17 protein-coding genes, 4 tRNA genes and 1 pseudogene are annotated in these 24340 nt (G+C 61.0%); 7 read left to right on the forward strand and 15 right to left on the reverse strand.

Features of this window, described 5'->3' with window-relative positions; genetic code table 11:
* Positions 1-43 precede the first annotated feature (43 nt).
* The 7 genes and pseudogenes from QMK47_RS21575 to QMK47_RS21605 all read right to left on the reverse strand — a co-directional run bounded on the left by QMK47_RS21575 (position 44) and on the right by QMK47_RS21605 (position 8061).
* Positions 44-397 carry a hypothetical protein gene (locus QMK47_RS21575; RefSeq protein WP_413817782.1) on the reverse strand — a complete coding sequence of 118 codons (354 nt, stop codon included), beginning with the start codon at positions 395-397 and terminating at the stop codon, positions 44-46.
* A pseudogene (locus tag QMK47_RS21580) lies at positions 397-5183 on the reverse strand (RHS repeat-associated core domain-containing protein). Before QMK47_RS21580 ends, QMK47_RS21575 begins: the two are co-directional and overlap by 1 nt.
* 188 nt (positions 5184-5371) lie before the next feature.
* Entirely contained in the window at positions 5372-5773 is a 402-nt protein-coding gene (locus QMK47_RS21585; protein WP_320389308.1) for a sel1 repeat family protein, read from the reverse strand.
* Positions 5774-6145: a hypothetical protein gene (locus QMK47_RS21590; protein ID WP_003179080.1), complete on the reverse strand. Its 372-nt coding sequence runs from the start codon at positions 6143-6145 to the stop codon at positions 5774-5776.
* Positions 6142-6483 (reverse strand): helix-turn-helix domain-containing protein, encoded by a 342-nt coding sequence (locus QMK47_RS21595; protein ID WP_214509604.1) that lies wholly within the window; start codon positions 6481-6483, stop codon positions 6142-6144. The genes QMK47_RS21590 and QMK47_RS21595 overlap by 4 nt, the downstream gene beginning before the upstream one ends.
* Positions 6484-6597: 114 nt before the next feature.
* Positions 6598-7053 (reverse strand): YkvA family protein, encoded by a 456-nt coding sequence (locus tag QMK47_RS21600; RefSeq protein WP_253477134.1) that lies wholly within the window; start codon positions 7051-7053, stop codon positions 6598-6600.
* A 294-nt stretch (positions 7054-7347) separates the two neighbouring features.
* On the reverse strand, positions 7348-8061 hold the full coding sequence (locus QMK47_RS21605) for an FKBP-type peptidyl-prolyl cis-trans isomerase (RefSeq protein ID WP_003204577.1): 714 nt from the start codon (positions 8059-8061) through the stop codon (positions 7348-7350).
* A 269-nt stretch (positions 8062-8330) separates the two neighbouring features.
* Between QMK47_RS21605 and QMK47_RS21610 the strand changes: the two genes are divergently transcribed.
* Both QMK47_RS21610 and QMK47_RS21615 read left to right on the forward strand, forming a co-directional pair.
* Positions 8331-10136 carry a di-heme-cytochrome C peroxidase gene (locus QMK47_RS21610; RefSeq protein ID WP_320389309.1) on the forward strand — a complete coding sequence of 602 codons (1806 nt, stop codon included), beginning with the start codon at positions 8331-8333 and terminating at the stop codon, positions 10134-10136.
* 31 nt (positions 10137-10167) lie between these two features.
* Entirely contained in the window at positions 10168-11304 is a 1137-nt protein-coding gene (locus QMK47_RS21615; protein ID WP_253477139.1) for a catalase family protein, read from the forward strand.
* A gap of 456 nt (positions 11305-11760) precedes the next feature.
* Here the strand turns inward: QMK47_RS21615 and QMK47_RS21620 are convergent.
* From QMK47_RS21620 to QMK47_RS21635, 4 genes are all read right to left on the reverse strand, one after another.
* Positions 11761-11837, reverse strand: a tRNA-Asp gene (locus QMK47_RS21620).
* 17 nt (positions 11838-11854) lie between these two features.
* Positions 11855-11930, reverse strand: a tRNA-Val gene (locus QMK47_RS21625).
* 177 nt (positions 11931-12107) lie between these two features.
* Positions 12108-12184 (reverse strand) — tRNA-Asp (locus QMK47_RS21630).
* Between the two features lie 19 nt (positions 12185-12203).
* Positions 12204-12279 (reverse strand) — tRNA-Val (locus QMK47_RS21635).
* 160 nt (positions 12280-12439) lie between these two features.
* Here QMK47_RS21635 and rdgC point away from each other — a divergent pair.
* From rdgC to sugE, 3 genes are all read left to right on the forward strand, one after another.
* The gene (rdgC, locus tag QMK47_RS21640) at positions 12440-13360 is read left to right on the forward strand and encodes a recombination-associated protein RdgC (RefSeq protein WP_014339706.1); all 921 of its coding nucleotides are present in this window, start codon (positions 12440-12442) and stop codon (positions 13358-13360) included.
* A gap of 140 nt (positions 13361-13500) precedes the next feature.
* The gene (locus tag QMK47_RS21645) at positions 13501-14466 is read left to right on the forward strand and encodes a bile acid:sodium symporter family protein (RefSeq protein WP_214509599.1); all 966 of its coding nucleotides are present in this window, start codon (positions 13501-13503) and stop codon (positions 14464-14466) included.
* A gap of 118 nt (positions 14467-14584) precedes the next feature.
* Positions 14585-14899 carry a quaternary ammonium compound efflux SMR transporter SugE gene (sugE, locus tag QMK47_RS21650; RefSeq protein ID WP_014339708.1) on the forward strand — a complete coding sequence of 105 codons (315 nt, stop codon included), beginning with the start codon at positions 14585-14587 and terminating at the stop codon, positions 14897-14899.
* A 149-nt stretch (positions 14900-15048) separates the two neighbouring features.
* On the opposite strand, the gene QMK47_RS21655 is transcribed toward sugE, so the two are convergent.
* The 4 genes from QMK47_RS21655 to QMK47_RS21670 all read right to left on the reverse strand — a co-directional run bounded on the left by QMK47_RS21655 (position 15049) and on the right by QMK47_RS21670 (position 19828).
* Positions 15049-16923, reverse strand: coding sequence for an MFS transporter (locus QMK47_RS21655; RefSeq protein ID WP_214509598.1), 1875 nt, complete (start codon positions 16921-16923; stop codon positions 15049-15051).
* 81 nt (positions 16924-17004) lie between these two features.
* Positions 17005-18153, reverse strand: a complete 1149-nt coding sequence (locus QMK47_RS21660) for a TDT family transporter (RefSeq protein WP_320389310.1) — start codon at positions 18151-18153, stop codon at positions 17005-17007.
* Positions 18154-18256: 103 nt separating this feature from the next.
* Positions 18257-18568, reverse strand: a complete 312-nt coding sequence (locus QMK47_RS21665) for a cupin domain-containing protein (protein WP_320389311.1) — start codon at positions 18566-18568, stop codon at positions 18257-18259.
* A gap of 69 nt (positions 18569-18637) precedes the next feature.
* Positions 18638-19828: an MFS transporter gene (locus QMK47_RS21670; protein ID WP_258689106.1), complete on the reverse strand. Its 1191-nt coding sequence runs from the start codon at positions 19826-19828 to the stop codon at positions 18638-18640.
* 103 nt (positions 19829-19931) lie between these two features.
* Here QMK47_RS21670 and QMK47_RS21675 point away from each other — a divergent pair, with 103 nt between their 5' ends.
* Both QMK47_RS21675 and QMK47_RS21680 read left to right on the forward strand, forming a co-directional pair.
* Positions 19932-20471 (forward strand): TetR/AcrR family transcriptional regulator, encoded by a 540-nt coding sequence (locus QMK47_RS21675; protein WP_258689107.1) that lies wholly within the window; start codon positions 19932-19934, stop codon positions 20469-20471.
* A 249-nt stretch (positions 20472-20720) separates the two neighbouring features.
* Entirely contained in the window at positions 20721-24191 is a 3471-nt protein-coding gene (locus QMK47_RS21680) for a PAS domain-containing hybrid sensor histidine kinase/response regulator (RefSeq protein ID WP_258689108.1), read from the forward strand.
* Positions 24192-24340: the final 149 nt, after the last annotated feature.

The raw sequence follows: 24340 nt of genomic DNA on the forward strand, positions 1-24340 counted from the left end.
ATATCTTTTTGTTTTCTTCAAACAACTGCCTCCCTAAATCATGTCATTGAACTGAATCTAAATGATATCGACGCAGACAACCCAATAAAATCTTCATAAATTGACGCGAATCCTTAACATCATCATCAAAATAGGTCGTTATCTTAGAAAAGATCTCATCAAAATCGGATCCCCCCTCCAAATAAAACGAAATTTTTTCGATAAACCATTCACGCTCATGACTTTGAAATGCCAAAAAATCCGGCTTAAGCAAGTGATCAAATAATTCCGCCAACTCAGAGTCTGAGTTAACATCCTTCGAAACGATATACGCCTCTCTAGCCTCATCTATTGTATTTTCAATATCAAATACAAAAAGGAGACTTCTTAGCACAACCATATCAGACGACTTCGTCATCATTCAAATTCCGTGTAGCTAGTTATTGGAAAACCTGCATTATTCAGTATCACTACTGCTTTCGTTTGTTGCCCATACTGCAATCCTTCTTTCTTGTAACCTTCCCCTATCGTTTTTCCAAATTCAATCGGCTCGCGAGATTGTTGAAGGCCGCTTTGCCTAAAAACTAGTTTCGCCCTATATATAGCGTTCAATTGATCTCTATGGCTTATGAAGCGTGTCGCTGCAGAGGGAATCTTCGCCTGACCTATTTTATTGCCTTGGGTATAAATTTCTATTTCGCCTGTTCCAGGATTTCGCCCTGTCGTAACGCGTTCCAGCTGAGCATCCGTCGTAGTTTGAGCACCGTGTTTTTGTAAGAAATGCGCTTTGTCGATAGATCGCTCCATCTCATCCAAGCGCCGGTAGGCATTCGCCTCCGCCAACTCATCAATCCGCGCCCGCCGCTGCTCCGCCGTCATCGGCAGCCGCGGTTCCCCCTCATCCACCCCAACCTTAGCCGCCGGATCCTGCTCCCCAACCGCCGGCCTACACCCACCCTTCCCCGGGCAATCCACCAACCCCAACGGATCCACCCACCCCGTCGGGTTCAGGGTGTACCGATACCCATTGAGCCCACCCACCAACTTGCTCGGGTCGGGCGTCAGGTAACGGCCGGTCTCGGGATTGTAGTAGCGGTGCCGGTTGTAGTGCAGGCCGCTTTCGGGGTCGAAGTATTGGCCCTGGAAGCGCAAGGGTTGCTCAAGCTGTTCGCCGCCGCCGTGCTGCAGTTCAGTGAGTTTGCCGTAGCCGTTGTAGCGCGCCGACCAGACGATCTGGCCGCTGTAGCTGGTCAGTTCCTGGGGCGTGCCCAGGTGGTCGAGGTGGTAGTAGAACGGCGTGGCTTTTTCCGGGCCTTCGCCATCAAGCATCGCCAGCGGGCGGAAGGTGCCGGGTTCGTAGACGTAGCTGCGGTGGTGGCGCGGGCTGTTTTCGGCGACGACCTGGTCGCCCTGCCAGAAAAATTCCGTGGTCAGGCCGTCCACGGTCTTGCTGATGCGTCGGCCAAAGGCGTCGTAGCGGTAGGACGTTTCGCGGCCGTTGGCCGTGGTGACGCCAATCAGGCGGTGCTGGCTGTCGTAGCGGTAGGCGCTGACCAGGGCCTGGTCGCGGCGTTCGCGGATCAGGTTGCCGAAGGCGTCGTAGTCGTAGTGGCGGTCGCCCTCCTTCAGCAGGCGGTTGCCCTTGAGGGTGGTCGGGCCGGGGCGGTCCTGCATCATCAGGTTGCCGGCCGGATCGTGGCAGAAGTGTTCCGGCGGTTCGCTGTGGGAAAAGTCGATGCGGGTCAGGCGATCCAGCGGGTCGTACTGGTAGCTGCGGCGGCTTCGGTTGTCGGAAAGGGTTTGCAGGTTGCCCTTGGCGCTGTAGGCATAATCGCGCCAGAACAGTTGCTGCTGTTGGCTCTGCCACACGGTCTGGGCCTTGAGGCGGCCCTGTTCGTCGTAATCGTAGTCACTGAGCAGCCGGCCCTGCTGGCGTTGCCGTTCGCGTCCGCCGACAAAGCGGTGTTCGGTCAGGCGCGTGCCGTTGAGGTCGATGGCGGTCAGTGCGCCACCTGGGGCATGGTGGTAGTCGAGCTGGCTGTCGTCCGGCAGGCGCAGGTGGTTGAGGCGCCCGCAGGCGTCGTAGCGATAACGCAGGGTGCCCCAGCCCTGGTGCTCGCAGACCAACCGGTCCTGGGCGTCGTACTCGAAGGCCAGCGGATGATCGCTGCCGTCGTTGACGTGGACCAGCCGGCCCAGCTCGTCGTAGCGGTATTCGATGGCCTGGCCGTCGGGCAAGGTCTTGACCCGCAGCCGCCCAGCCGCGTCGCGCTGGTACTGGGTGAGCCGTTGCGAACCGTCCTCGCCGTGCTCGGTTTTCTCCAGCAGGTGGCCGTTGAGGTCGTAGGCGTAGGCGGTGCGTTGGCCGTCGAAGCCGACTTGCTGTCGGATCAAGCCGTTGGGCGTGTAGTCCAGCTGATATTTTTCGCCGGATTCGTTTTCGATTTCGGTCAGCAACAGCCGCGCCGAGTCGTAGCGGTACTTCAGCTCGCTGCCGTCGGGGTTCAGGCGACGGCTGACCAGGTGCAAGTCGTCGGCGTATTCGTAGCGGGTGACCCGCCCTTGTTCATCGCATTCGGCGGTGACCTTGCCGTAGGCGTTGTAGCGCCAGGTCCGGGTGGCACCGTTGGGCAAGGTCACCTGCAGCAGGCGGCCGACGGCGTCCCATTGGTAGTGCGTGAGCGCGCCGTGTTCGTCCTGACGGCTGAGTAAACGCCCCAGGGCGTCGTAGGAAAAACACCGGCGACTGCCGTCGGGCAGGATCTCTTCGGTCAGTTGACCCAGGCGACTCCAGGTGAAGCGATGTTCGCCGCCGTCCGGGGCATACGTCGCCAGCAGTTGCCCATGGGCGTCGTAGGCATATTCCGTGCGCCGGCCGTCCGGATCGATGAGGACGATCACCTCGCCGCGGGCATTGCGCCGGTAGGTCCACACGGCCTTGCCGCGCGAACGAGTGTGCAGGAAACCGTTGCGGTATTCGTAGGACGTCGGCGCCTCGTCCGGGGAAGCAGCGCCACCAGCCGTCCGACGTCGTCGTAACGGTATTCGGTCACGGCGCCCAGCGGGTCCTGTTCGGCGATCAACCGACCCTGTTCGTCATAGGCCTTGAGGTGCTCGCCGCCGTCGGGCTCGACCTTGCGCACCAGCCGCGCCCGCTCGTCGTGGACATACACCTCCTGGCTACCATCCAGGTGCCGGACCGTGACGCTGCCGTCTTCGCCCCAGGTGTAGCGACTGTCCATCTGCGCAAACGAGGCCCAATGCCGTACGCAGCGGGACGCCGGTCCGACGCCTTGCCATTCCCAATAAAAACTCGCGCCACCGGCCAGTTGTCGCTGGAGGATGACGTGCTGGTCGTCGTAGTCGTAGCGTTCGCTTTCACCGGCGGCATTGGTCGCTTCGATCAGTCGGAAACGTCCGTCGTAGCGGTAGGAAACCAGCGTCTGTTCGGTCCGCCAGGCTTCGTCGAGGGTAATAGCGGGATGGAAGCTCTGGTAATCGACGGCGATCAGGTGGCGCTGCTCGTAACGCAGGCGCAGGGCGCGCCCGGCGCCGTCGTCCAAACGGCAGATGTCGCCATGGATGTTGCGCTGGAGGGTCAGGCGGTTGTCGTAGCGGTCGCTGAGGGCGCTCAGGTGGCCGTCGCGAAAGTGCAGGAATGCTGCGTTTTCGCCGGGCTGGGCGACGATCAGTTCGTCTGCCTCGGCCCCCAGGTAGATCGCCGCGCGAGCCAGGCTGTTGTGGATCGCCGGACGCTGGGCGTTAGGCAGTGGAAAGATCGTGCGGCGGTTTTCCTGGTCGACCCAGGTGACCTGCTCGCCCTCAAGTTCCAAGCGATGGGCCAGGGCATGGCTCCAGCCACGCCCGAGGCCGACGTCCAGGTCAGCGGCGCTGGTGCGGTACAAACGGGTGAAGACGAACGGCAAGCGACCATCGAGGGTGCCATCGTCGAGGGTCAGCAGTTCTTCGCCGGTGACCATCGACACCGGACAGCCGCTGGTCTGGGTCTGGGACGCGGTGTCGGCGGGGTCGCCATTGGGGTTTTTCGACTGGGCGGGGGCGTCGTCGTGGGGTTCGTGTTTTTTCAGCGTGGTGTTGCGCTGCGCATCCCAGCGCAGTTGCATCCGGCCCTTTTTCACGCCAGCCGCGATACCGCGTGCCGCCACGGTTTTGTAGCGATCCACGTAGGTCATGAAGCCGTTGACCACCGCGAAGATCGCACGGATAAAACGCTGCATGGCGTTCAGCAGGGTTGCACCGTGCCTGGCCAACCGCATCGACAGGTAGGCAATCCCGGCCCCTGCCCCGGCAAAGGTCAAGACCACACCGATCAGCAAGTCGATTACCAGTTGCACCGCCACGGTCGAGAGCCCTTTGGCCGTTTCGCCAGCGACTTCACTAGGCGGCAACATCTCCAGCCAGAGGCTGGCAGTGCGCACCAACAGGCACAGTGCCGCTTCGTCGCTGGCCAGCAGTTGCAGCTTGGCCATCACTTGCGGCGTGTCCTGAGCCAGTTTTTTCAACTGATCAGCGCTTTCGCCCAACCGCTCAACAAACTGACCGGGGTCCTTGAGGATGTCCGAGAGCAAACTGATGCTGTCCCATACACTTTCAATCGCCGCCCAACTGCCGGCGAGTAACCCGTTGCCCACCGCCGCCGCCGAAGTCGACAGCGATTGTTGTGCCCATCGCGGCTTGAAACCCTGCCACTCGCCGCGCAGCCAGTCCGTCAGATCGGTGGTCAGACCATCGTAGGAAGAAAACAGATTCGCGATTTGCTTGGCGGACACCTCGCCCTGAACGTGAACCCGATAGGACTTGCCCGCCTCCCCCGTGAAGGTCCCCAGGCCTTGGGCATCCAGGGTGACTGGAGTGACCTCGCCGCTGGCCACATCCACCACATCCACCACGATGTCGCCCAGCGGGATGTCGTACACCGACTCGAACTTGCTTTCGATCGTCATCGGCCCGCCCTTGGGGCACTGGACGACCGTGGAGAGGAAGTCATCGTCACCGGTGCTGACAGCGGTGGTGCTGTCGCCAAAGCGGATCAGCCGCTCCATGCCCATCAGTGACGGCAAGTCAGCGGCATGACTGGCACGGTCCGCCGCTCGGCTGTACCAGCGCTCGAGCTGCTCGCGGTAGACCGACAAGGTGCCTTTGAAGCTGTCGAGTTCCTGCTCGATTCGGCTCACCTGATCCATCAGGACAGGGCTCGCTCAAGGGCCGGCAGGAAAAAACGGTCGAACATGGGCAGACGTCTCGCAGCACTCAGGGAGCGCGAGACTTTGCCGGGGATGACAGGGGAATTAAGTCAGGGGAAGGAGACAGAGCGCGTAGGGCGATTCGCTAAATTCGTCTGACCTGCACAACGAATCGCCTGTGGATAGCCCTAGATATCGTGAGCCTCAAGTGATTTGAGCTTGATTTCGGCCAGCGGATGCCCGGCTTTCGCCGCCAAGGTCCACCAACGCGCCGCTTCAACCGGGTCCGGCGCCTTGCTGGCTGTGCCGGCCAGGCTGATCACGCCAACCTGGTAGGCGGCCTTGCCATCACCGGCCAATGCCGCCAGCTGCAGCAGGCGAATTCCTTCTTCCCGGGCGCCCAGCCCTTGGCCGCGAAACGTGAGGATATGCCCATAGAAGCTTTGCGCACCGACGTCGCCCAAGTTCGCCATGCGCGAGAACTGACCCTCGAGCCAGGCCCAGCCACGCGGCTGACGAACGAACCAGGACCAATGAAACAACCGACGCGCCAGCCAGTAACCGGCCCGCGCCTTGAGTCGCCAGAGCACTCAGGCCTCCGCCGACTCGGGGTATTCGTATTCAAATACCCGGACCACTTCCGAAGCGTGCCAGGAAGCAGCGGCCACGCCATCGGAAGGCCCGGAAAAACGACCCAAGCGTTCTACACACTCGAAGAACCCCGTGCGCGGCAACCGACTGGCGCCCTGGCTGATCACCAATGAACTGCGCAGCGGCTGTTCCGCCCGGGCGTCCAGCGCCGCCAGGTGTTCCAGGGCCGCGGTCAAGGTCTGCATGGCCGGGCTGGGCAGCTGCAGACGCTCCAGCAACGCGCGGTAGGTCAACAAATGGCGCTGGCGGCGCGCCTGGTCCAACTCACCCAACAACCCATCCCAATGCTGCCGACTGATGCGTACGCTCACGATTCTTCCCTCCAACCCGGCACCGTCAACTCCCAGGCCAGACTGCGCCGAATCGCGGCATCGGGCTGACGCTCGCCGCTCTCGATCAAGGCCAGATAAGACGGGCTGATACCTACCGTGCGGGCCAGCGCCTCGATGGCGATGCCCTTCCCTTCGCGTAAACTGCGTAATTGATCCAGGCCAGGGAGAACCTGGCCCGGTGCCGCCGCGTGACGGACTGTCGCTTCGCGCGGCGGAGCTTGATCGATGCCTGCTGCCTTCAACAACGACTGGTACTGATCCCACGGCAAAACCGCGTATTCGGGCTCTCCGTCACGTGTGATTACTTGAATATCCATGTCTACCCCGTAGGACAACAACACTTAGCGAGCCAGCCTTTTTTCTTAGAAGTGTAATCCTAATACCGGCTAAGGTCGCGGGGCGATGAATTCTCTGGGGCAAGTGCTACCGAATCAGGTTTCTTTCTGACCTTGGAGTTGAAGTTGTTCCGGGGTATCGGGAAGCCTTTCGACCCGGGCAAGCTTCTCGGGCGATTGCCGATAACGCCAGGCGCGGAAAGCCTCGAGTTCAACGTCGAGGGTTTTCATGACCCAGGCCAGCACCGCGATATCGTCGAACATGCCAAACATCGGCAAGATATCTGGAATTGCATCCAGGGGGCTGAGGAAATACATGAGCCCTGCCACCACCGACAGCATCGACTTGGCGCTGACAGCGCGGTATTCGCCCCGCCAGTAGGCCAGGCACAAGGCCTGCAACAGACGCAGGTCTTCCTTGAGCTTGCCCAGTCGTCCGCCCTCTCGGGCGCCTTTGCTGGCGACGGCGAACAACAACGTAGGCAATCGACCGCGGGCCAGCAGGCGGCCTGCCAAGGGCAGAAATCGCGCAAAATTCCACGGGGCCTTCATTTTTTCTCCCACTGAAATGTTATCCACACAAATTGTGGATAACCTTGTGAACAGAGCTGCATTTCACCGCTGAAGCCCCCGTTTCATAAGGGCCCGGCTTAGATCGGGCGTTTTTTACTCACATAAAAAAACCCAATATTTCATTGACTTGACCGGCTGACTGCGTCTAGCACAGCGCCTGTATTGCCTATGACTATACCCTGCATCGTGCGTTCGGTTTTTTTGCCATTTTGCCGAAGCCCAGATGTGACAACGCCCCGCATAAGCGAGGCGTTGTCGTTATAGCAGACGCGATTACTTGGCTGCGTCTTCTTTTGCCGGATCCTTGATCGCCAGCAGTTCCAGGTCGAACACCAGGACCGAGTTGGCCGGGATGGCCGGGCTCGGGCTCTGGGCGCCATAGGCCAGGTCGCTCGGGATGTACAGCTTGTACTTCTCGCCGACGTGCATCAGTTGCAGGCCTTCGACCCAACCCGGGATCACGCCGCTGACCGGCAGGTCGATCGGGCTGCCACGTTCAACGGAGCTGTCGAACACAGTGCCGTTGGTCAGCTTGCCGGTGTAGTGGACAGTCACTACGTCGGTCGGCTTAGGCTGTGGACCGTCGGCTTTCTTGACCACTTCGTACTGCAGGCCGGAAGCGGTGGTGGTAACACCGGCTTTCTTGCCGTTTTCTTCGAGGAATTTCTTGCCGGCGGCTGCCGACTCTTCGCTCATCTTGGCCATGCGCTCTTCGGCACGCTTTTGCAGTGCGGCAAAGGCTTCGACCAGTTCTTCGTCTTTCAGCTTCTGTTCTTTCTTGCCGACGGCATCTTCGATGCCCTGGGCGACCGCTTTGGAGTCCAGGTCATCCATGCCTTCCTGAGCCAGGCTCTTGCCCATGTTCAGGCCAATACCGTAGGAAGCTTTCTGCGCCGGGGTCTTCAGCTCTACGCTGGTCTGCGAGTCGCAACCCGCGAGTACCAGGCCAACCAGGGCCACCGCCGCCGCCAACCGATGCTGTTTCATGCTATTTCCTTGTTCATGCGCCTAAAGGGCAATCGAATAAAGCCGCGAGCTTATCAGGCGGCCACGACCAATGGCTACCGGCATGTGAGCCACAAAGTAATGATAAGTTCAGGTCCGCAAACGCTTTTTAATCCTGGAAGAATGAAGCATCTGTCATCTGTTACGTACAGGGACAAATTGCCGCCCTACACAGGCCAGGGGTAATGGCCACTTGCCCGCCGGGCGGCACTGAGGCATAAGGGCTTATCAAAAAAACAAGGACGTTACCCGTGCGCCTTCTCTCTCGCATCCTCTTGCTGCTCCTCGCGCTGCTGATCATTGTCGTGGCCGTGGTGCTTTATTACGTCGCCAATCCTCGCTTGCCGTTCTACACGCCCGTCGAACAGGTGAATTACCTGGACCAATGGAGTGCCGCCGAGCGCCAGACGTATTACTTCACGCCCCAGGGCACCCAGGTCAAAGGCCTGCGCTACGACTGGTTCACCGCCCTCGAATTACCGTTTTCGCAACAACGCTTCGCATCGCCTGAGTACCTGGCGCGCTTTGGGTTCCTGGTCGATCCGGCGCAGAAAGCCTCGTCGGCCAATCCCGGCAACTTGCCGGTAGGATTTGCGCGGCACCAGAACCCGGGCAGCACCGAGCAGTTCCTGGATATCACCTGCGCGGCGTGCCATACCGGCGAATTGCGCTTCAAGGGCCAGGCGATACGGATCGACGGCGGCTCGGCTCAGCACGTGCTGCCCTCCAGTGTTCCTACATTACGTGGTGGCAGTTTCGGACAAGCATTGGTCGCCAGTCTGGCGTCTACCTACTACAACCCTTGGAAATTCGAGCGCTTCGCCCGCCAAGTGCTGGGCAAGGACTACGACGCCCGCCACGAGGAATTGCGCAAGGCCTTCAAAGTCTCCCTGGATACGTTCCTGCGGGTGGCCTGGAACGACACCCATCGTGGCCTCTACCCCACCGAAGAAGGGCCTGGCCGTACCGACGCCTTCGGTCGCATCGCCAACGCCAGCTTCGGCGACGCCATTTCGCCGCAAAACTACCGGGTGGCCAACGCCCCCGTGGATTACCCGCAGTTGTGGGACATATGGACGTTCGACTGGGTGCAGTGGAACGGATCGGCCCAGCAACCGATGGCCCGCAACGTCGGTGAGGCGTTGGGGGTCGGCGCCACGCTGAATTTCTTCGACGCCCAAGGCAAACCGCTGCAGGGCGATGCGCGATACCCCTCCAGCGTGCGTGTGCGCGACTTGAACAAGATCGAAGAAACCCTGCAACTGCTCAAGCCGCCTGTATGGCCGGAAGCGCTACTGGGCCCCATCGACAAACCTCTGGCCGCCAAGGGCCGAGCCCTGTTTACCGAAAACTGCGCCGGCTGCCATGTACCCAAGGTGGTCCAAGGGCCCGACAGGCCGGTCCAGCAATTGCACATGCTGCCCGTGCAGGTGATCGGCACCGACCCGGGCACTGCCAATAACATCGCTGACCACCGCTTCGACCTGACCAGCCTGCAGTGGGATCCGGCCGAGCTGGCGAAGCTGGACGTGCAACTGCACCCGACCCCGACAGAACCGCTGGACCTGAGCCAACTCACGGTCGCCAAGGGCCTGGCCTACGTTACGGCATTCGTCGAAAACCGCGCTTACCGCGACGCCGGCGTCACCCCCGCCGAGCGCCCGGCGCTGGACGGTTTCGGCTTGCCCATCGGCGTACGTGAATTGCGCGCCTACAAGGCCCGGCCGCTGGCGGGCGTCTGGGCCACGCCACCGTTCCTGCACAACGGCTCGGTGCCGACGATCTATCAACTGCTGTCCCCCCAGGACGAGCGCGCGACCGCGTTCTATAAAGGCAACTTCGAATACGACCCGCGCCACCTGGGCTATCGCACCGAAGCCTTCACCAACGCATTTCTCTTCGATACCCGGATCACTGGCAACCACAACAGCGGCCATGAATTCCGCGCGGGCGAGCGCGGCAACGGCGTCATCGGGCGTCTGCTGCAACCGCAGGAACGCTGGGCCTTGCTCGAGTATTTAAAGGTGCTGGGCGGGCCATTAGAGACGCAACTGTAATGATGAACCCCACAGGTAAAAGGAAGTTTCAATGTTGATCACGCTCTGGCTGCGCCTCGGTGCCTTTTTGGGCAAGACGCTCCTGTGGCTGCTGGGCATCGGGTTGCTCGGCTGGGCACTGTCCACGGCCTGGTTTGCCTGGCAACACAAGGGACCGGTCCCGGACAAGGAACAGGTTGCGCCCGGCGAAGCGGCCATGACCCAGGACATCATCCAGACCGCTATTCGCATCGTCGATCAGCACCGCGAAAGCACACGCTACCTGCGCGACGCCCACGCCAAGGCCCACGGCTGTGTCATGGCCGAAGTCCAGGTGCCGAGCGACCTGCCGGCACCGTTGCGCCAAGGGGTATTCGCCGAGCCGGGGAAGGTCTGGCAGGCGACGATTCGCCTGTCCAACGGCAACGCCTATCCGCAGTTCGACAGCCTGCGCGATGCACGGGGGATGGCGATCAAGCTGATGAACGTACCGGGCAAGCAACTGCTCGCTGACCGGCAATCACAAGGTGAGCAGGATTTCGTGATGTTCAACCATCCGAACTTCTTTGTCAGTGATGTCGCCGAGTACCGTCAGAATGTGGCCGCTCAGGCTGACGGGAAGAAGGCGATGGCCTTTTTTCCGAGCCTCGACCCGCGCAGTTGGCAGATTCGGCATTTATTCATCGCCCTGGCGACCCTCTCACCGCCACCGGCCAGTCCGACCCAGACCACTTACTTCTCGGTATCGCCCTATAAGTTCGGCGAGGCCAACGCCAAGTTTCGCGTCGCACCGGACCCGGACAGTTGCCCAAGCTACACCTTGCCTCCGCAGAATCAGGACCTGCCGAACTTCTTGCGTAGCGCATTGAACCAGCAGTTATCCACCGACCGGGTGCCGGCGTGTTTTGTGTTGCAGATCCAGCGTCAGGATCCGGGCAAGTACATGCCGATCGAAGACACCAGTATTGAGTGGCAGGAAAGTGATGCGCCGTTCGAGACCGTGGCGCGGATCAAGGTGCCGGCTCAGGATTTTGATACGCCCAAGTTGAATCTGGCTTGTGATAATCAGTCGTTCAATCCTTGGTTTGGGATTGAGGCGCATCGGCCTATTGGTGGGATCAATCGCTTGCGCAAGGCGGTGTATGAGGCGGTCAGCGATTATCGTCATCGGCGGAATGCTGAGCTGTAGAGGTTGGATTGGGGTGTATATCCGTTTTTTTGGTAACGGCTGCTGACGATTCCGCTCTTACAGCGGCTCACTTTTGAAAAGCGCAAAAGTAAGCAAAACGCTCTTGCCCCACCACTCGGTGCCTCGCCTAGGCTCGGCATGCCCGAACGAAGGCATTGCTCCGTGGGCCGCCGCGAAGGGCCCACGGAGCAATGCCGGAGTGAGGGCACACCGAGCCTAAGCGAGGTGCCGAGTGGTGGGGCATGAGCGCTTTGGTTACTTTCGACTGGGCCGGCTTCCGGGCTTTTCGAAAGTGACCCGCTGTAAGAGCGGAACCCTAAGCAGCCGTTACCGCAGCAACGGATATGCACACCACTCCAAAAAACAAAGAGCAAAAAAAACGACGCTCTCCCCTCGTAAAGGAAAAGCGTCGTTTCTAGTAGCCACCTGGCGTTCAGCATTCCAGATAACCGAATATGGCGCAGCGGACGGGACTCGAACCCGCGACCCCCGGCGTGACAGGCCGGTATTCTAACCGACTGAACTACCGCTGCGCGTAACACTGAAAGTTTGGTGGGTGATGACGGGATCGAACCGCCGACATTCTGCTTGTAAGGCAGACGCTCTCCCAGCTGAGCTAATCACCCTTCACTTTCGATGCGGGGCGCATTCTCTCACAGTTTTTTGTAACGTGCTGATTTAATTAGCAAATTCAGCAAAAAAAATATGAGCAACGCACACCACAGGAACTGCAAACAGCAAAAAGCCCGCGTTAGCGGGCTTTCCGTGGTGACCTGGCGTTCAGTGTTCCAGGTTACCGAATATGGCGCAGCGGACGGGACTCGAACCCGCGACCCCCGGCGTGACAGGCCGGTATTCTAACCGACTGAACTACCGCTGCGCGTAACACTTTGAACGAATGGTGGGTGATGACGGGATCGAACCGCCGACATTCTGCTTGTAAGGCAGACGCTCTCCCAGCTGAGCTAATCACCCTTCGCTTTCGGTGTGGCGCGCATTCTACGGAGCACTCTTTGAGCTGGCAAGCACTTTTTAAATTAATTTTTTCAGGCCTTCCAAAGGCTTAGCGAAGGGTTGGCCTATGGCGCTGCGAAGAGAATAATGCCCCCCTTTGTATAAAGGAGAGACTCACCCCATGTGGTTCAAAAACCTGCTTATCTATCGCCTGACCCAAGATCTGCCTTTTGATGCCGAGGCGTTGGAAACTGCACTGGCCAGCAAACTGGCGCGTCCATGTGCAAGCCAGGAGTTGACCACTTACGGTTTCGTCGCGCCGTTTGGCAAAGGCGAAGACGCACCACTGGTGCACGTCAGCCAGGATTTCCTGCTGATCGCCGCGCGCAAGGAAGAACGCATCTTGCCGGGCAGCGTCGTACGCGATGCCCTGAAGGAAAAGGTCGAAGAGATCGAAGCCGAGCAAATGCGCAAGGTCTATAAAAAGGAACGGGACCAGCTCAAGGATGAAATCATCCAGGCGTTCCTGCCCCGTGCGTTCATCCGTCGTTCGTCCACTTTCGCCGCCATCGCGCCGAAACAGGGCCTGATCCTGGTGAACTCGGCCAGCCCGAAACGCGCCGAAGACCTGCTGTCTACCCTGCGCGAAGTCATCGGCTCGCTGCCGGTACGTCCACTGACAGTAAAAATGGCCCCGACCGCCACCATGACCGACTGGGTCAAGACCCAGAAAGCCGCGGACGATTTCTTCGTGCTGGATGAATGCGAACTGCGCGACACCCACGAAGACGGCGGCATCGTGCGCTGCAAGCGCCAGGACCTGACCAGCGACGAAATCCAGCTGCACCTGAACACCGGCAAGGTCGTCACGCAACTGTCCCTGGCCTGGCAGGACAAGCTGTCCTTCGTGCTCGACGACAAGATGGTGGTCAAGCGCCTGAAGTTCGAAGACCTGCTGCAGGACCAGGCAGAGCAGGACGGTGGCGACGAAGCCCTCGGCCAACTGGACGCCAGCTTCACACTGATGATGTTGACGTTCGGCGAGTTCCTGCCGGCGCTGGTTGAAGCCTTGGGTGGGGAAGAGATTCCGCAGGGGATCTAAACCCCACCCCTCCCCTGTGGGAGCGAGCTTGCTCGCGATAGCGGTATGACAGCCACCGAGATGTTGACTGACACACCGCCATCGCGAGCAAGCTCGCTCCCACATTAGTATTCGGTGTTCTTATTAATAAGGATCAGGTCATGCGCGCACTGGCTGCATTGAGCCGCTTTGTCGGCAATACCTTCGCTTACTGGGTTCTGATTTTCGCGGTGGTGGCGTTTCTGCAGCCGGCCTGGTTCATCGGTCTAAAAAGCGCCATTGTGCCGCTGCTGGGCCTGGTGATGTTCGGCATGGGCCTGACCCTCAAGCTCGAAGACTTCGCCGAAGTCGCACGCCATCCCTGGCGCGTGGCCCTCGGCGTGGTCGCGCATTTCGTGATCATGCCCGGTGTGGCCTGGTTGCTCTGCCAGGTGTTCCACCTGCCACCGGAAATCGCCGTCGGCGTGATTCTGGTGGGCTGCTGCCCAAGCGGTACCTCGTCGAATGTCATGACCTGGCTGGCCCGTGGCGACCTGGCCCTGTCGGTAGCCATCGCCGCCGTCACGACCCTGCTCGCGCCGCTGCTGACCCCGGCGCTGATCTGGCTGCTGGCCTCGGCCTGGCTGCCGGTATCGTTCATGGAGCTGTTCTGGTCGATCCTGCAAGTAGTGCTGCTGCCAATCGTGCTGGGCGTGGTGGCGCAGCGGCTGCTGGGGGACAAGGTGCGTCATGCGGTGGAGGTGTTGCCGTTGGTGTCGGTGGTGAGCATCGTCATCATCGTCACCGCCGTCGTTGCCGCCAGCCAGGCAAAAATTGCCGAGTCGGGGCTGTTGATCATGGCCGTGGTGATGCTGCACAACAGCTTCGGCTTTTTGCTGGGTTACTTCACCGGGCATCTGTTCAAGCTGCCGCTGGCCCAGCGTAAATCCCTGGCGCTGGAAGTCGGCATGCAGAACTCCGGCCTGGGTGCTGCGTTGGCGAGTGCACACTTTTCGCCACTGGCGGCGGTACCCAGCGCACTGTTCAGCGTCTGGCACAACATTTCCGGTGCCCTGCTCTCGACGTACTTCCGGCGCATGAGCGAAAAACAGGACCGTGAACTACAGGCCCGTCAAGCGGCGGACTGAAGGACAATCTTGACCGAGTCGTCAGCATTGGGCACTCTTGCGCCCAATGCGGGGACGACCCCGCAACGCTAGAGCGATCATTATCCGGGGACGACCCCATCCATCGATGAGGTGTGTGATGTCCTGGATCATTCTGTTTTTTGCCGGCCTGTTCGAAGTCGGCTGGGCTGTCGGCCTGAAATACACCGACGGCTTCAGCCGCCCTCTCCCCACTGCACTGACAATCGCCGCCATGGCGATCAGCCTCGGCCTGCTCGGCCTTGCAATGAAAGAACTGCCGCTGGGTACGGCCTACGCGATCTGGACCGGGGTCGGTGCCGTGGGCACGGTGATCGCCGGGATCATTTTGTTTGGTGAGTCGATGGCACTGGTGCGCCTGGCCAGCGTGGCGTTGATCGTTGCAGGGTTGATCGGGCTCAAGGTCAGCACCTGAGCCCTCCCTGTAGGAGCAAGACCTTCCAGGAACAGTGGAACTTGTAGGAACAAAACCTGTGGGAGCAAGGCTTGCCCGCGATAGCGATCTCAGGGCCGCCATCGCGAGCAAGCTTTGCTCCCACAGGCCTTCTCCCACAGTTTTTCGTTCTAGCGGACAGTCCCACGCAACTCCCCCACCAACGCCTGCAACTTCGCCGGCTCAGCCACTTCCACCGCGACCGCCGAACCCGCCACCAGCGTCACCCGCGACCAGAACCGACGAAACAGCCCTTTGGCCGGGTCGCGACTGAAGAAGCTGCCCCACAAACCCTGCAACGCCAGGGGAATCACCGGTACCGGGGTTTCCTGGAGGATGCGTGTCAGTCCGCTCTTGAACTCATTGATCTCACCGTCGCCAGTCAGTTTTCCTTCAGGGAAGATGCAGACCAGCTCGCCGTCCTTCAGGTATTGGGCGATTCGCTTGAAGGCTTTTTCGTAGATGTGAATGTCTTCCTGGCGCCCGGCAATCGGGATCGTCCCGGCGGTACGGAAGATGAAATTCAACACCGGCAGGTTGTAGATCTTGTAGTACATCACGAAGCGAATCGGCCGACGCACCGCGCCGCCAATCAGCAAGGCATCGACGAAGGAGACGTGGTTGCAGACCAACAGCGCAGCGCCTTCATCCGGGATCGCCTCCAGGTTGCGGTGCTCCACGCGGTACATGGAATGGCTCAGCAGCCAGATCATGAAACGCATGCTGAACTCGGGAACGATCTTGAAGATGTAGGCGTTGACGCCGATGTTGAGCAACGACACCACCAGGAACAACTGCGGGATCGACAGCTTGGCCAGGCTCAGCAGCACGATGGAGACGATGGCCGAGACCACCATGAACAACGCGTTGAGAATATTGTTGGCAGCAATCACCCGCGCCCGCTCGTTCTCCACCGTGCGCGACTGGATCAGCGCGTACAGCGGCACGATGTAGAAACCGCCAAAGACACCCAGGCCCAGGATGTCGATCAACACCAGCCAGGCGTGACCGAAACCGAGCACTTCAAGCCAACCATGGCCCTCGACGCTGTCGGGGATTCCACCGGAATGCCACCACAACAGCAGACCGAACACCGTCAGCCCGAACGAGCCGAACGGCACCAGGCCGATCTCGACTTTGCGCCCGGAAAGCTTTTCGCAGAGCATCGAACCCAAGGCGATCCCCACCGAGAACACCGTCAGGATCAAGGTCACCACGGTTTCGTCACCGTGCATCCACTCCTTGGCATAGGCGGGGATCTGCGTCAGGTAGATCGCACCGACGAACCAGAACCAGGAGTTGCCGACAATCGAACGAGACACCGCCGGGGTTTGCCCCAACCCCAGTTTCAGGGTGGCCCAGGATTGGCTGAAGATGTTCCAGTTCAGGCGCATTTGCGGCGAGGCCGCGGCCGCGCGCGGAATGCTGCGGCTGGCCAGGTAACCGAGCACGGCAACGCCGATGATCGCGGTGGACACCACGGGTGCGTATTGCGCCGAGGACATCATGATCCCGGCGCCGATGGTGCCGGCCAGGATCGCCAGGAACGTGCCCATCTCCACCAGGCCGTTGCCGCCGACCAACTCTTCCTCACGCAAGGCCTGGGGCAGGATCGAGTACTTCACCGGGCCGAACAACGCCGAATGCGTGCCCATGGCGAACAGCGCCACCAGCATCAGCGACAAGTGATCGAACAGAAACCCTGCTGCGCCGACCGCCATGATGGCGATTTCGCCGAGCTTGATCAGACGAATCAACGCGTCCTTGGCGAATTTTTCCCCGAACTGCCCTGCCAGAGCGGAGAACAGAAAGAACGGCAGGATAAACAGCAGCGCGCAGAGGTTGACCCAGATCGAGCGGTCCCCCTCGATGGTCAATTTGTAGAGGATGGCGAGGATCAGCGACTGCTTGAAAATATTGTCGTTGAACGCGCCCAAGGACTGCGTGATGAAGAACGGCAGGAATCGCCGCGTGCGAAGCAAGGTGAACTGCGAAGGGTGACTCATCTTCCATGTTCCTGAGTGGCGTGGACGCTTATTGGAGTGAACGTTTTTCGATCCAGGCCACACATTACCTGTCTTTAGCGATTATTTCGCCAGCCCTGCAATACAGGGCGACACAAACAACTCACCGTGCCAGGCGCCCTGCACCGTACGCCGCCCGACGATCAGCCACATCACCACCAGCATCGCCACCAGCACAGCCCCGAACACGCTGAAAAAACCCAGGCCCAGCAGGTCCGCAAGCTTCAGCGTGGTCAGCGCGTATACGCCCAGGGGAAAGGTAAAGCCCCACCAGCCGAGGTTGAAGGGAATGCCTGCGCGCAGGTAGCGCGCGGTGATCAGCAGTGCCATCAACATCCACCACAACCCCAACCCCCACAGCGTGATACCGGCCACCAGGCCCAACCCGGCGGCGATTTCGCCCACGCCGGGCAGGCCATTGGCGGCAAAAATCAGCGGGGCATCGTTGCCCAGCAGCAACATGCCCAGGGCGCCGGTGCCGATCGGGCCGAGGGCCAGCCAGCTCGAGGCGGCCATGTTTTCGTGAGGCAGTTTGTGCAGCGCCATGCGCAACAGCAAAATCGTCAGGATGCTGAACGCCACCGGCAGGGAAAAGGCCCAGAGCACGAAGCTGGTCACCAGCATGACCAGTTGCCCATGAGCGTCGGCCAGATGCGGCGCCAACAGCCCGCCACTGGCCGCCGCGACTTCGGCAGCCACCACCGGCAAGAGCCACACGGCGGTCATCTGGTCGATGCGGTGTTCCTGGCGGGTGAACATCAAGAACGGGATCAGCACACCACAGGCCAGCGACATGACCACGTCGATCCACCATAACGCCTCTGTCACCGCCACCACGCCCTCCCCCCAGCGCGGCAGCCCAAATACCAAAAAGCCGTTGATGATGGTCGCCAGCCCCATGGGAATGGTGCCGAAAAACATCGAGACCGTTGAATGGCCGAAAATCCGTCGCGCTTCGTCGAAGAACAGCACCCAACGGGCCGTGTACAGGAGGGCGAACACCACGAACAACAGCGTGTTGAACAACCACAAACCCTCACCCAAGAGGCGCAGGCCCGGCACATTCCCAGGCCATTGCGCCAAGGCCAGCGCCAGCACTCCGGTGCCCATGACCACGGCAAACCAGTTAGGCGTGAATTGGCGAATGGCCTCCAGCGGCCTGGGCAAATGGCTCAATGGACGCAAGCGGTTTTTTGCAGCGCAGCATGTCATGGCGAACTCCTGTCCTCGGATGAGGTGGAGCCATGCTAGAGCCGGATCGAATATCTATATAACGGGTAATTTCTCTATATGTTATCGATTTCACAGATAATTATCAGACGCTGCCTTCGGTCTCGATCACCAGGATTCTCGCTTCGCCCAAGGGCCTGGCCACATGTTCGGTGCCCACCGAGGCGTAAAAAATGTCCCCGGCCCCCAGCAAGGTCTCCTTTTCGACACCCTCTTCCCGATAGCACATCCGCACTTGCCCATCGAGCACCACGAAGACTTCCTCGCCGTCGTTGATGTGCCATTTGTACGGCTGGTCGGTCCAGTGCAGGCGCGTGGTGATGCCATTCATGTTGGCGATATCCAGCGCCGCCCAGGCGCGGTCCCCGATGAAGGATTTGCTGCGAATGATTTTCAAGAGATCGTCCGAAAAAAAGACCGAGGCGCCAAGACTAACCCACTGCCAGCGGCGCCTGCACCCTTGGTTTCAAGGCCGCGCGCCATCGCTGACCGGTCTCATGGATTGACGTAACCCCAACAGCGCAGCGACACACAGCACAATCAACACCGCGCCATAGCCATCGGTGGTCGGGATCAATCCGAACACTCGCGTCAGGTTCCCCGCCAGCAGCGACGGCAGGCTGAAGGCCAGGTAACTGAGGACATAGAACGCCGACATCAAACCGGCCCGTTCGTGGGGCAAGGCCAGCGGCATGATGCTGCGCAGCGCCCCCAGGAATCCTGCGCCAAAGCCGCCACCGGTGACCAGCGTGCCAATGAAGAACAATGGCAAGCTAGCGCCATGCACCGCCGCCAGCACCAATGCCAGGCCAATCACCAGCAAGCTCGCGGACAGGCGCAACATTTTGTCTGCACCTTGGTTGCGCAACAGGTAGATGGATAACGCGCCGCTGAGGGTCAACACCGCCACCAGCGCGCCACCGATCAGGTTGGAGGTCGATCCGGTTGCCGCCCGCACCAGGGACGGTGCCAGTGACAGGTAGAAACCGCCCACGGCCCAGGCCGCCAGGTCCAGCGGCAAGACCCGCCACAAGGCTTGCCGCGCCTGGGGCGGCACATGCAGGGTTGGCCGCAGGGACTGCCAGGCACCGGGTTGCGGGCTGACGCTTTCCGCCAGGCGCCAGAGGTAAACGGCCTGGGCCAGGAACAAGCCCAACAGCAGCCAGTACGTCAGTTGCAAGGGCAAGGGCGCGAACTCAGCCAGCAGGCCACAGCCCAGCGCCCCGCACGCCATGCCCAACAGCGGCGCGACACTGGTGATCAATGGGCCTTGGCGACGGTCGAAATCCAGCAAGGCAGCCCCCAGCACGCTGGTGGCCATGCCGGTGGCAAATCCCTGGATCAACCGGGCACTGATCAACCAGGCAACGCTGTCGGCGCTGATGAACAGCAGCATCGCCAGCATATTGAGCAACAATGCCGCGAAGATCACCGGTTTGCGGCCCAGGTAATCCGACAGCGATCCCACGGTCAGCAAGGCCGCCAACAGACTGAACGCGTACACACCGAAAATCAGCGTCAGGACGGCCGGGGAAAATTGCAATTGTTCCTGGTAGAGGTGGTACAACGGCGTCGGCGCGCTGGACGCGGCGAGAAAACCGAGCAAGGTGAGCGCCAGGAATATCAGGCTGGCGCGGGTCGAAGCTGGACGGGACATGGGCACGCTCCACAGGAGTATTCGCAAAAGCTAATTTTTTGCTTTTGTGGAGTGTGCTACCGGTGTGCGCTTAAAGCAAATTCTTTGTGTTAAGGTCTGACGCATGGCAATTAAAGAAGGTTTACGCCCAGGCGGTAGAAGCGCCCGGGTCCAAGAGTCGATTCATTCGGCGGTCCGCGACCTGCTGCAAGAGCAGGACCGCGCGACCCTGACCGTGCCGCAAATCGCTGCGCGTGCCGGGGTGACGCCGTCCACCATCTACCGACGCTGGGGTGATCTGCCGGCGTTGCTGGCCGACGTCGCCATCGCTCGTTTGCGCCCCGACAGCGAACCTGCCAACACCAGCAGCCTGCGCGGCGACCTGCTCGCCTGGGCCGAACAGTACCTGGACGAAATGAGTTCCGAGCCCGGTCGCAACATGATGCGCGACATCCAGGCCTGCGCCACGCCGGGGTATTGCGTGGGGATCATCAGCCGTCAGTTGCAGATCATTCTGGAGCGCTACCCCGATGAGCCCAATCCAGGCGTCGAACGGCTGATCAATGTGATCGTGGCGCCGACGGTGTTTCGCATCCTCTTTGCTACCGCGCCACTTGAGGTTGGGGAGTTGTATCGGTTGGTGGATATTGCGTTGGCTCAGTAGGCCGCCATCGCGAGCAAGCTCGCTCCCACACTTGATCTGCTGCGAATACAAAATTTATGCTCGCCCAAGACACAGTGAGGGAGCGAGCTTGCTCGCGATGAGGCCAGCAAAACCCCTGCATAACCCAAGAATCCCCCCGCCTGCGACACCCCACCACGCCTCGACCTTGGTCGACACTGACGAACCCGAGCGGGCATGCGAGACTGTCCTGCCGGGCTCAAGTCCCGGTGTCTCTGTCCGGGAGTTTCCATGTCGCTGTCCAGCGGGCTGATCGCCGTTGTCGCCTTGGCCTATATGGCCATCATGTTCGCCATCGCCTTCTACGGCGACCGGCGCAGCACACCGTTGCCGCCACGGGTGCGGGCCTGGGTCTACAGCCTGTCGCTGGCGGTGTATTGCACCAGCTGGACGTTCTTTGGCGCCGTCGGCCAGGCCGCCGAACAGCTCTGGGCATTCCTGCCGATCTACCTCGGGCCGATCCTGCTGCTGGTGCTGGCGCCGTGGGTCCTGCAGAAAATGGTGATGATCAGCAAACAGGAGAACATCACCTCCATCGCCGACTTCATCGCCGCCCGCTATGGCAAGTCCCAATCCCTGGCAGTGGTGGTCGCGCTGATCTGCCTGGTCGGCGTGCTGCCGTACATCGCCTTGCAGCTCAAGGGCATCGTGCTCGGGGTGAACCTGTTGATCGGTGCCGGCGCCGATGCCATGGGCACCCGCGCCCAGGACACCGCGCTGATCGTCTCGCTGATCCTGGCACTGTTCACCATCGTATTCGGTACCCGCAACCTGGACGCCACCGAACACCACCGTGGCATGGTGCTGGCGATTGCCTTCGAATCCCTGGTCAAGCTGTTCGCCTTCCTGGCGGTCGGTGCATTCGTGACGTACGGCCTGTACGACGGCTTCGACGACCTGTTCAACCAGGCCATGCTCGCCCCACGGCTGGAGCAATACTGGAAAGAAACCATCAACTGGCCATCCATGGTAGTGCAGACCGGGGTGGCGATGATGGCGATCATCTGCTTGCCGCGGCAGTTCCACGTGACCGTGGTGGAGAACATCGAGCCTCAGGACCTGCGCCTGGCCAAGTGGGTGTTCCCCGCCTACCTGGCCCTGGCCGCGCTGTTCGTGGTGCCCATCGCCCTCGCCGGGCAAATGATGCTGCCCAGCTCGGTACTGCCAGATTCGTTCGTCATCAGCCTGCCGCTGGCCCAGGCCCATCCGGCCCTGGCGTTGCTGGCGTTCATTGGCGGCGCCTCGGCGGCTACCGGCATGGTGATCGTGGCCAGCGTGGCGCTGTCCACCATGGTCTCCAACGACATGCTGTTACCGTGGCTGCTGCGCCGCAACAACGCCGAGCGGCCTTTCGAAGTGTTTCGCCAGTGGATGCTGTCGGTGCGTCGGGTGAGCATCGTGGTGATCCTGTTGCTGGCCTATGTCAGCTACCGCCTGCTGGGCTCGACGGCGAGCCTGGCAACCATCGGCCAGATCGCCTTCGCCGCCGTGACCCAACTGGCCCCGGCCATGCTCGGCGCGCTGTACTGGAAACAGGCCAACCGCCGCGGTGTATTCGCCGGCCTCGCCATGGGGATTTTCCTGTGGTTCTACACCCTGGTGTTACCGATCGCCGCTCACAGCCTTGGCTGGTCGCTCAGCAGCTTCCCGGGCTTGGCCTGGTTGCACGGCAATCCATTGAACCTGCCGATTACCCCTCTGACCCAAGGGGTGGTCCTGTCCCTGGCCGGTAACTTCACGCTGTTTGCCTGGGTGTCCGTGCTCTCGCGCACACGCGTCTCGGAACACTGGCAGGCCGGACGCTTCATCGGCCAGGAAATCAGCGCCCGCCCCAACCCCCGCTCAATGCTGGCGGTGCACATCGAAGACCTGTTGCAACTGGCCGCGCGCTTCGTCGGCGAGGAGCGGGCGCGGCAGAGTTTCATTCGCTTTGCCTACCGCCAGGGCAAAGGCTTCAACCCGACCCAGAACGCCGACAGCGAATGGATCGCCCACACCGAGCGCCTGCTGGCCGGTGTACTCGGGGCCTCTTCGACAAGGGCTGTGGTAAAAGCCGCCATTGAAGGTCGGGAGATGCAGCTCGAAGACGTCGTCCGGATCGCAGACGAAGCCTCAGAAGTGCTGCAGTTCAACCGTGCCCTGCTGCAAGGCGCCATCGAGAACATCAGCCAGGGCGTCAGCGTGGTCGACCAGTCCCTCAGGCTGGTGGCCTGGAATCGTCGCTACCTGGAACTGTTCAAGTATCCGGACGGCTTGATCAGTGTCGGCCGGCCCATTGCCGATATCATCCGCTACAACGCCGAGCGTGGTCTCTGCGGCCCAGGCGAAGCCGAAGTCCACGTCGCCCGACGCCTGCACTGGATGCGCCAGGGCCGCGCTCATACCTCTGAACGATTGTTCCCCAACGGCCGGGTGATCGAGCTGATCGGCAACCCGATGCCCGGTGGCGGTTTCGTCATGAGTTTCACCGACATCACCGCGTTCCGCGAGGCCGCACAAGCGCTGACCGAAGCCAACGAGGGGCTGGAGCAACGGGTGGCCGATCGCACCCGGGAATTGTCACAACTGAACCTGGCCCTGACCGAAGCCAAGAGCACCGCCGAAGCGGCCTATCAATCCAAGACCCGGTTCCTGGCGGCGGTCAGCCACGACCTGATGCAACCGCTCAACGCCGCGCGGCTGTTCTCTGCCGCGCTGTCCCACCAGCACGAGGGTTTGCCGAGCGAGGCCCGGCAACTGGTGCAGCATCTGGACAGTTCGCTGCGTTCCGCTGAAGACCTGATCACCGACCTGCTGGACATCTCCCGCCTGGAAAACGGCAAGATCAACCCCGACCGCAAGCCGTTCGTCCTCAACGAGTTGTTCGACACCTTGGGCGCCGAGTTCACGGCACAGGCCCAGGAACAAGGCCTGAAATTCCGAATGCGGGGCTCGCGGCTGCGGGTCGACAGCGACATCAAGTTGTTGCGGCGGGTTTTGCAGAACTTCCTCACCAACGCCTTCCGCTACGCCAAGGGCCCGGTGCTGTTGGGGGTACGTCGGCGCAACGGCGAGTTGTGCCTGGAGGTCTGGGATCGCGGGCCGGGCATCGCCGAGGATAAGCTGCAGGTCATTTTCGAAGAGTTCAAACGCCTGGACAGCCACCAGACCCGCGCCGAAAAAGGCCTGGGCCTGGGTCTGGCCATCGCCGACGGGCTCTGCCGCGTGCTGGGCCATACCTTGCGCGTGCGCTCCTGGCCGGGGCGTGGCAGCGTGTTCAGCGTCAGCGTCCCCTTGGCCCATACACAGGTCGTCGCACCGAGCCCCGCGGCTGAACTCAACGGTCATTTGCCAATCGGTGCCCAGGTGCTGTGTGTCGACAACGAAGACAGCATCCTGATCGGCATGAACAGCCTGCTGACACGCTGGGGTTGCCAGGTGTGGACGGCGCGCAACCGGGAAGAATGCGAGCGTTGGCTGGCCCAGGGCGGTCGACCGCAACTGGCGCTGGTGGATTTTCATCTGGACGACGGCGAGACCGGCACCGAACTGATGGCCTGGTTGCGCACGCGCATGGGGGAACCGATTCCCGGTGTGGTAATCAGCGCCGACGGCCGACCTGAGATGGTCGCCCAGGTGCATGCCGCAGGCCTGGATTACCTGGCCAAGCCGGTGAAGCCGGCGGCGTTGCGGGCGTTGTTGAGTCGGCATTTGCCGTTGTAATGATGTGTCCCCGTGAGCACAGCGTGCCCTCTATGGACACACTGTTCACCCTGTGGCGAGGGAGCTTGCTCCCGCTTGAGTGCGCAGCACTCACAAAAAAAGGGGCCGCTGCGCAGCCCAGCGGGAGCAAGCTCCCTCGCCACAGGGTT

The organism is Pseudomonas sp. P9_35 (assembly GCF_034008205.1).
Lineage (GTDB): Bacteria > Pseudomonadota > Gammaproteobacteria > Pseudomonadales > Pseudomonadaceae > Aquipseudomonas > Aquipseudomonas kilonensis.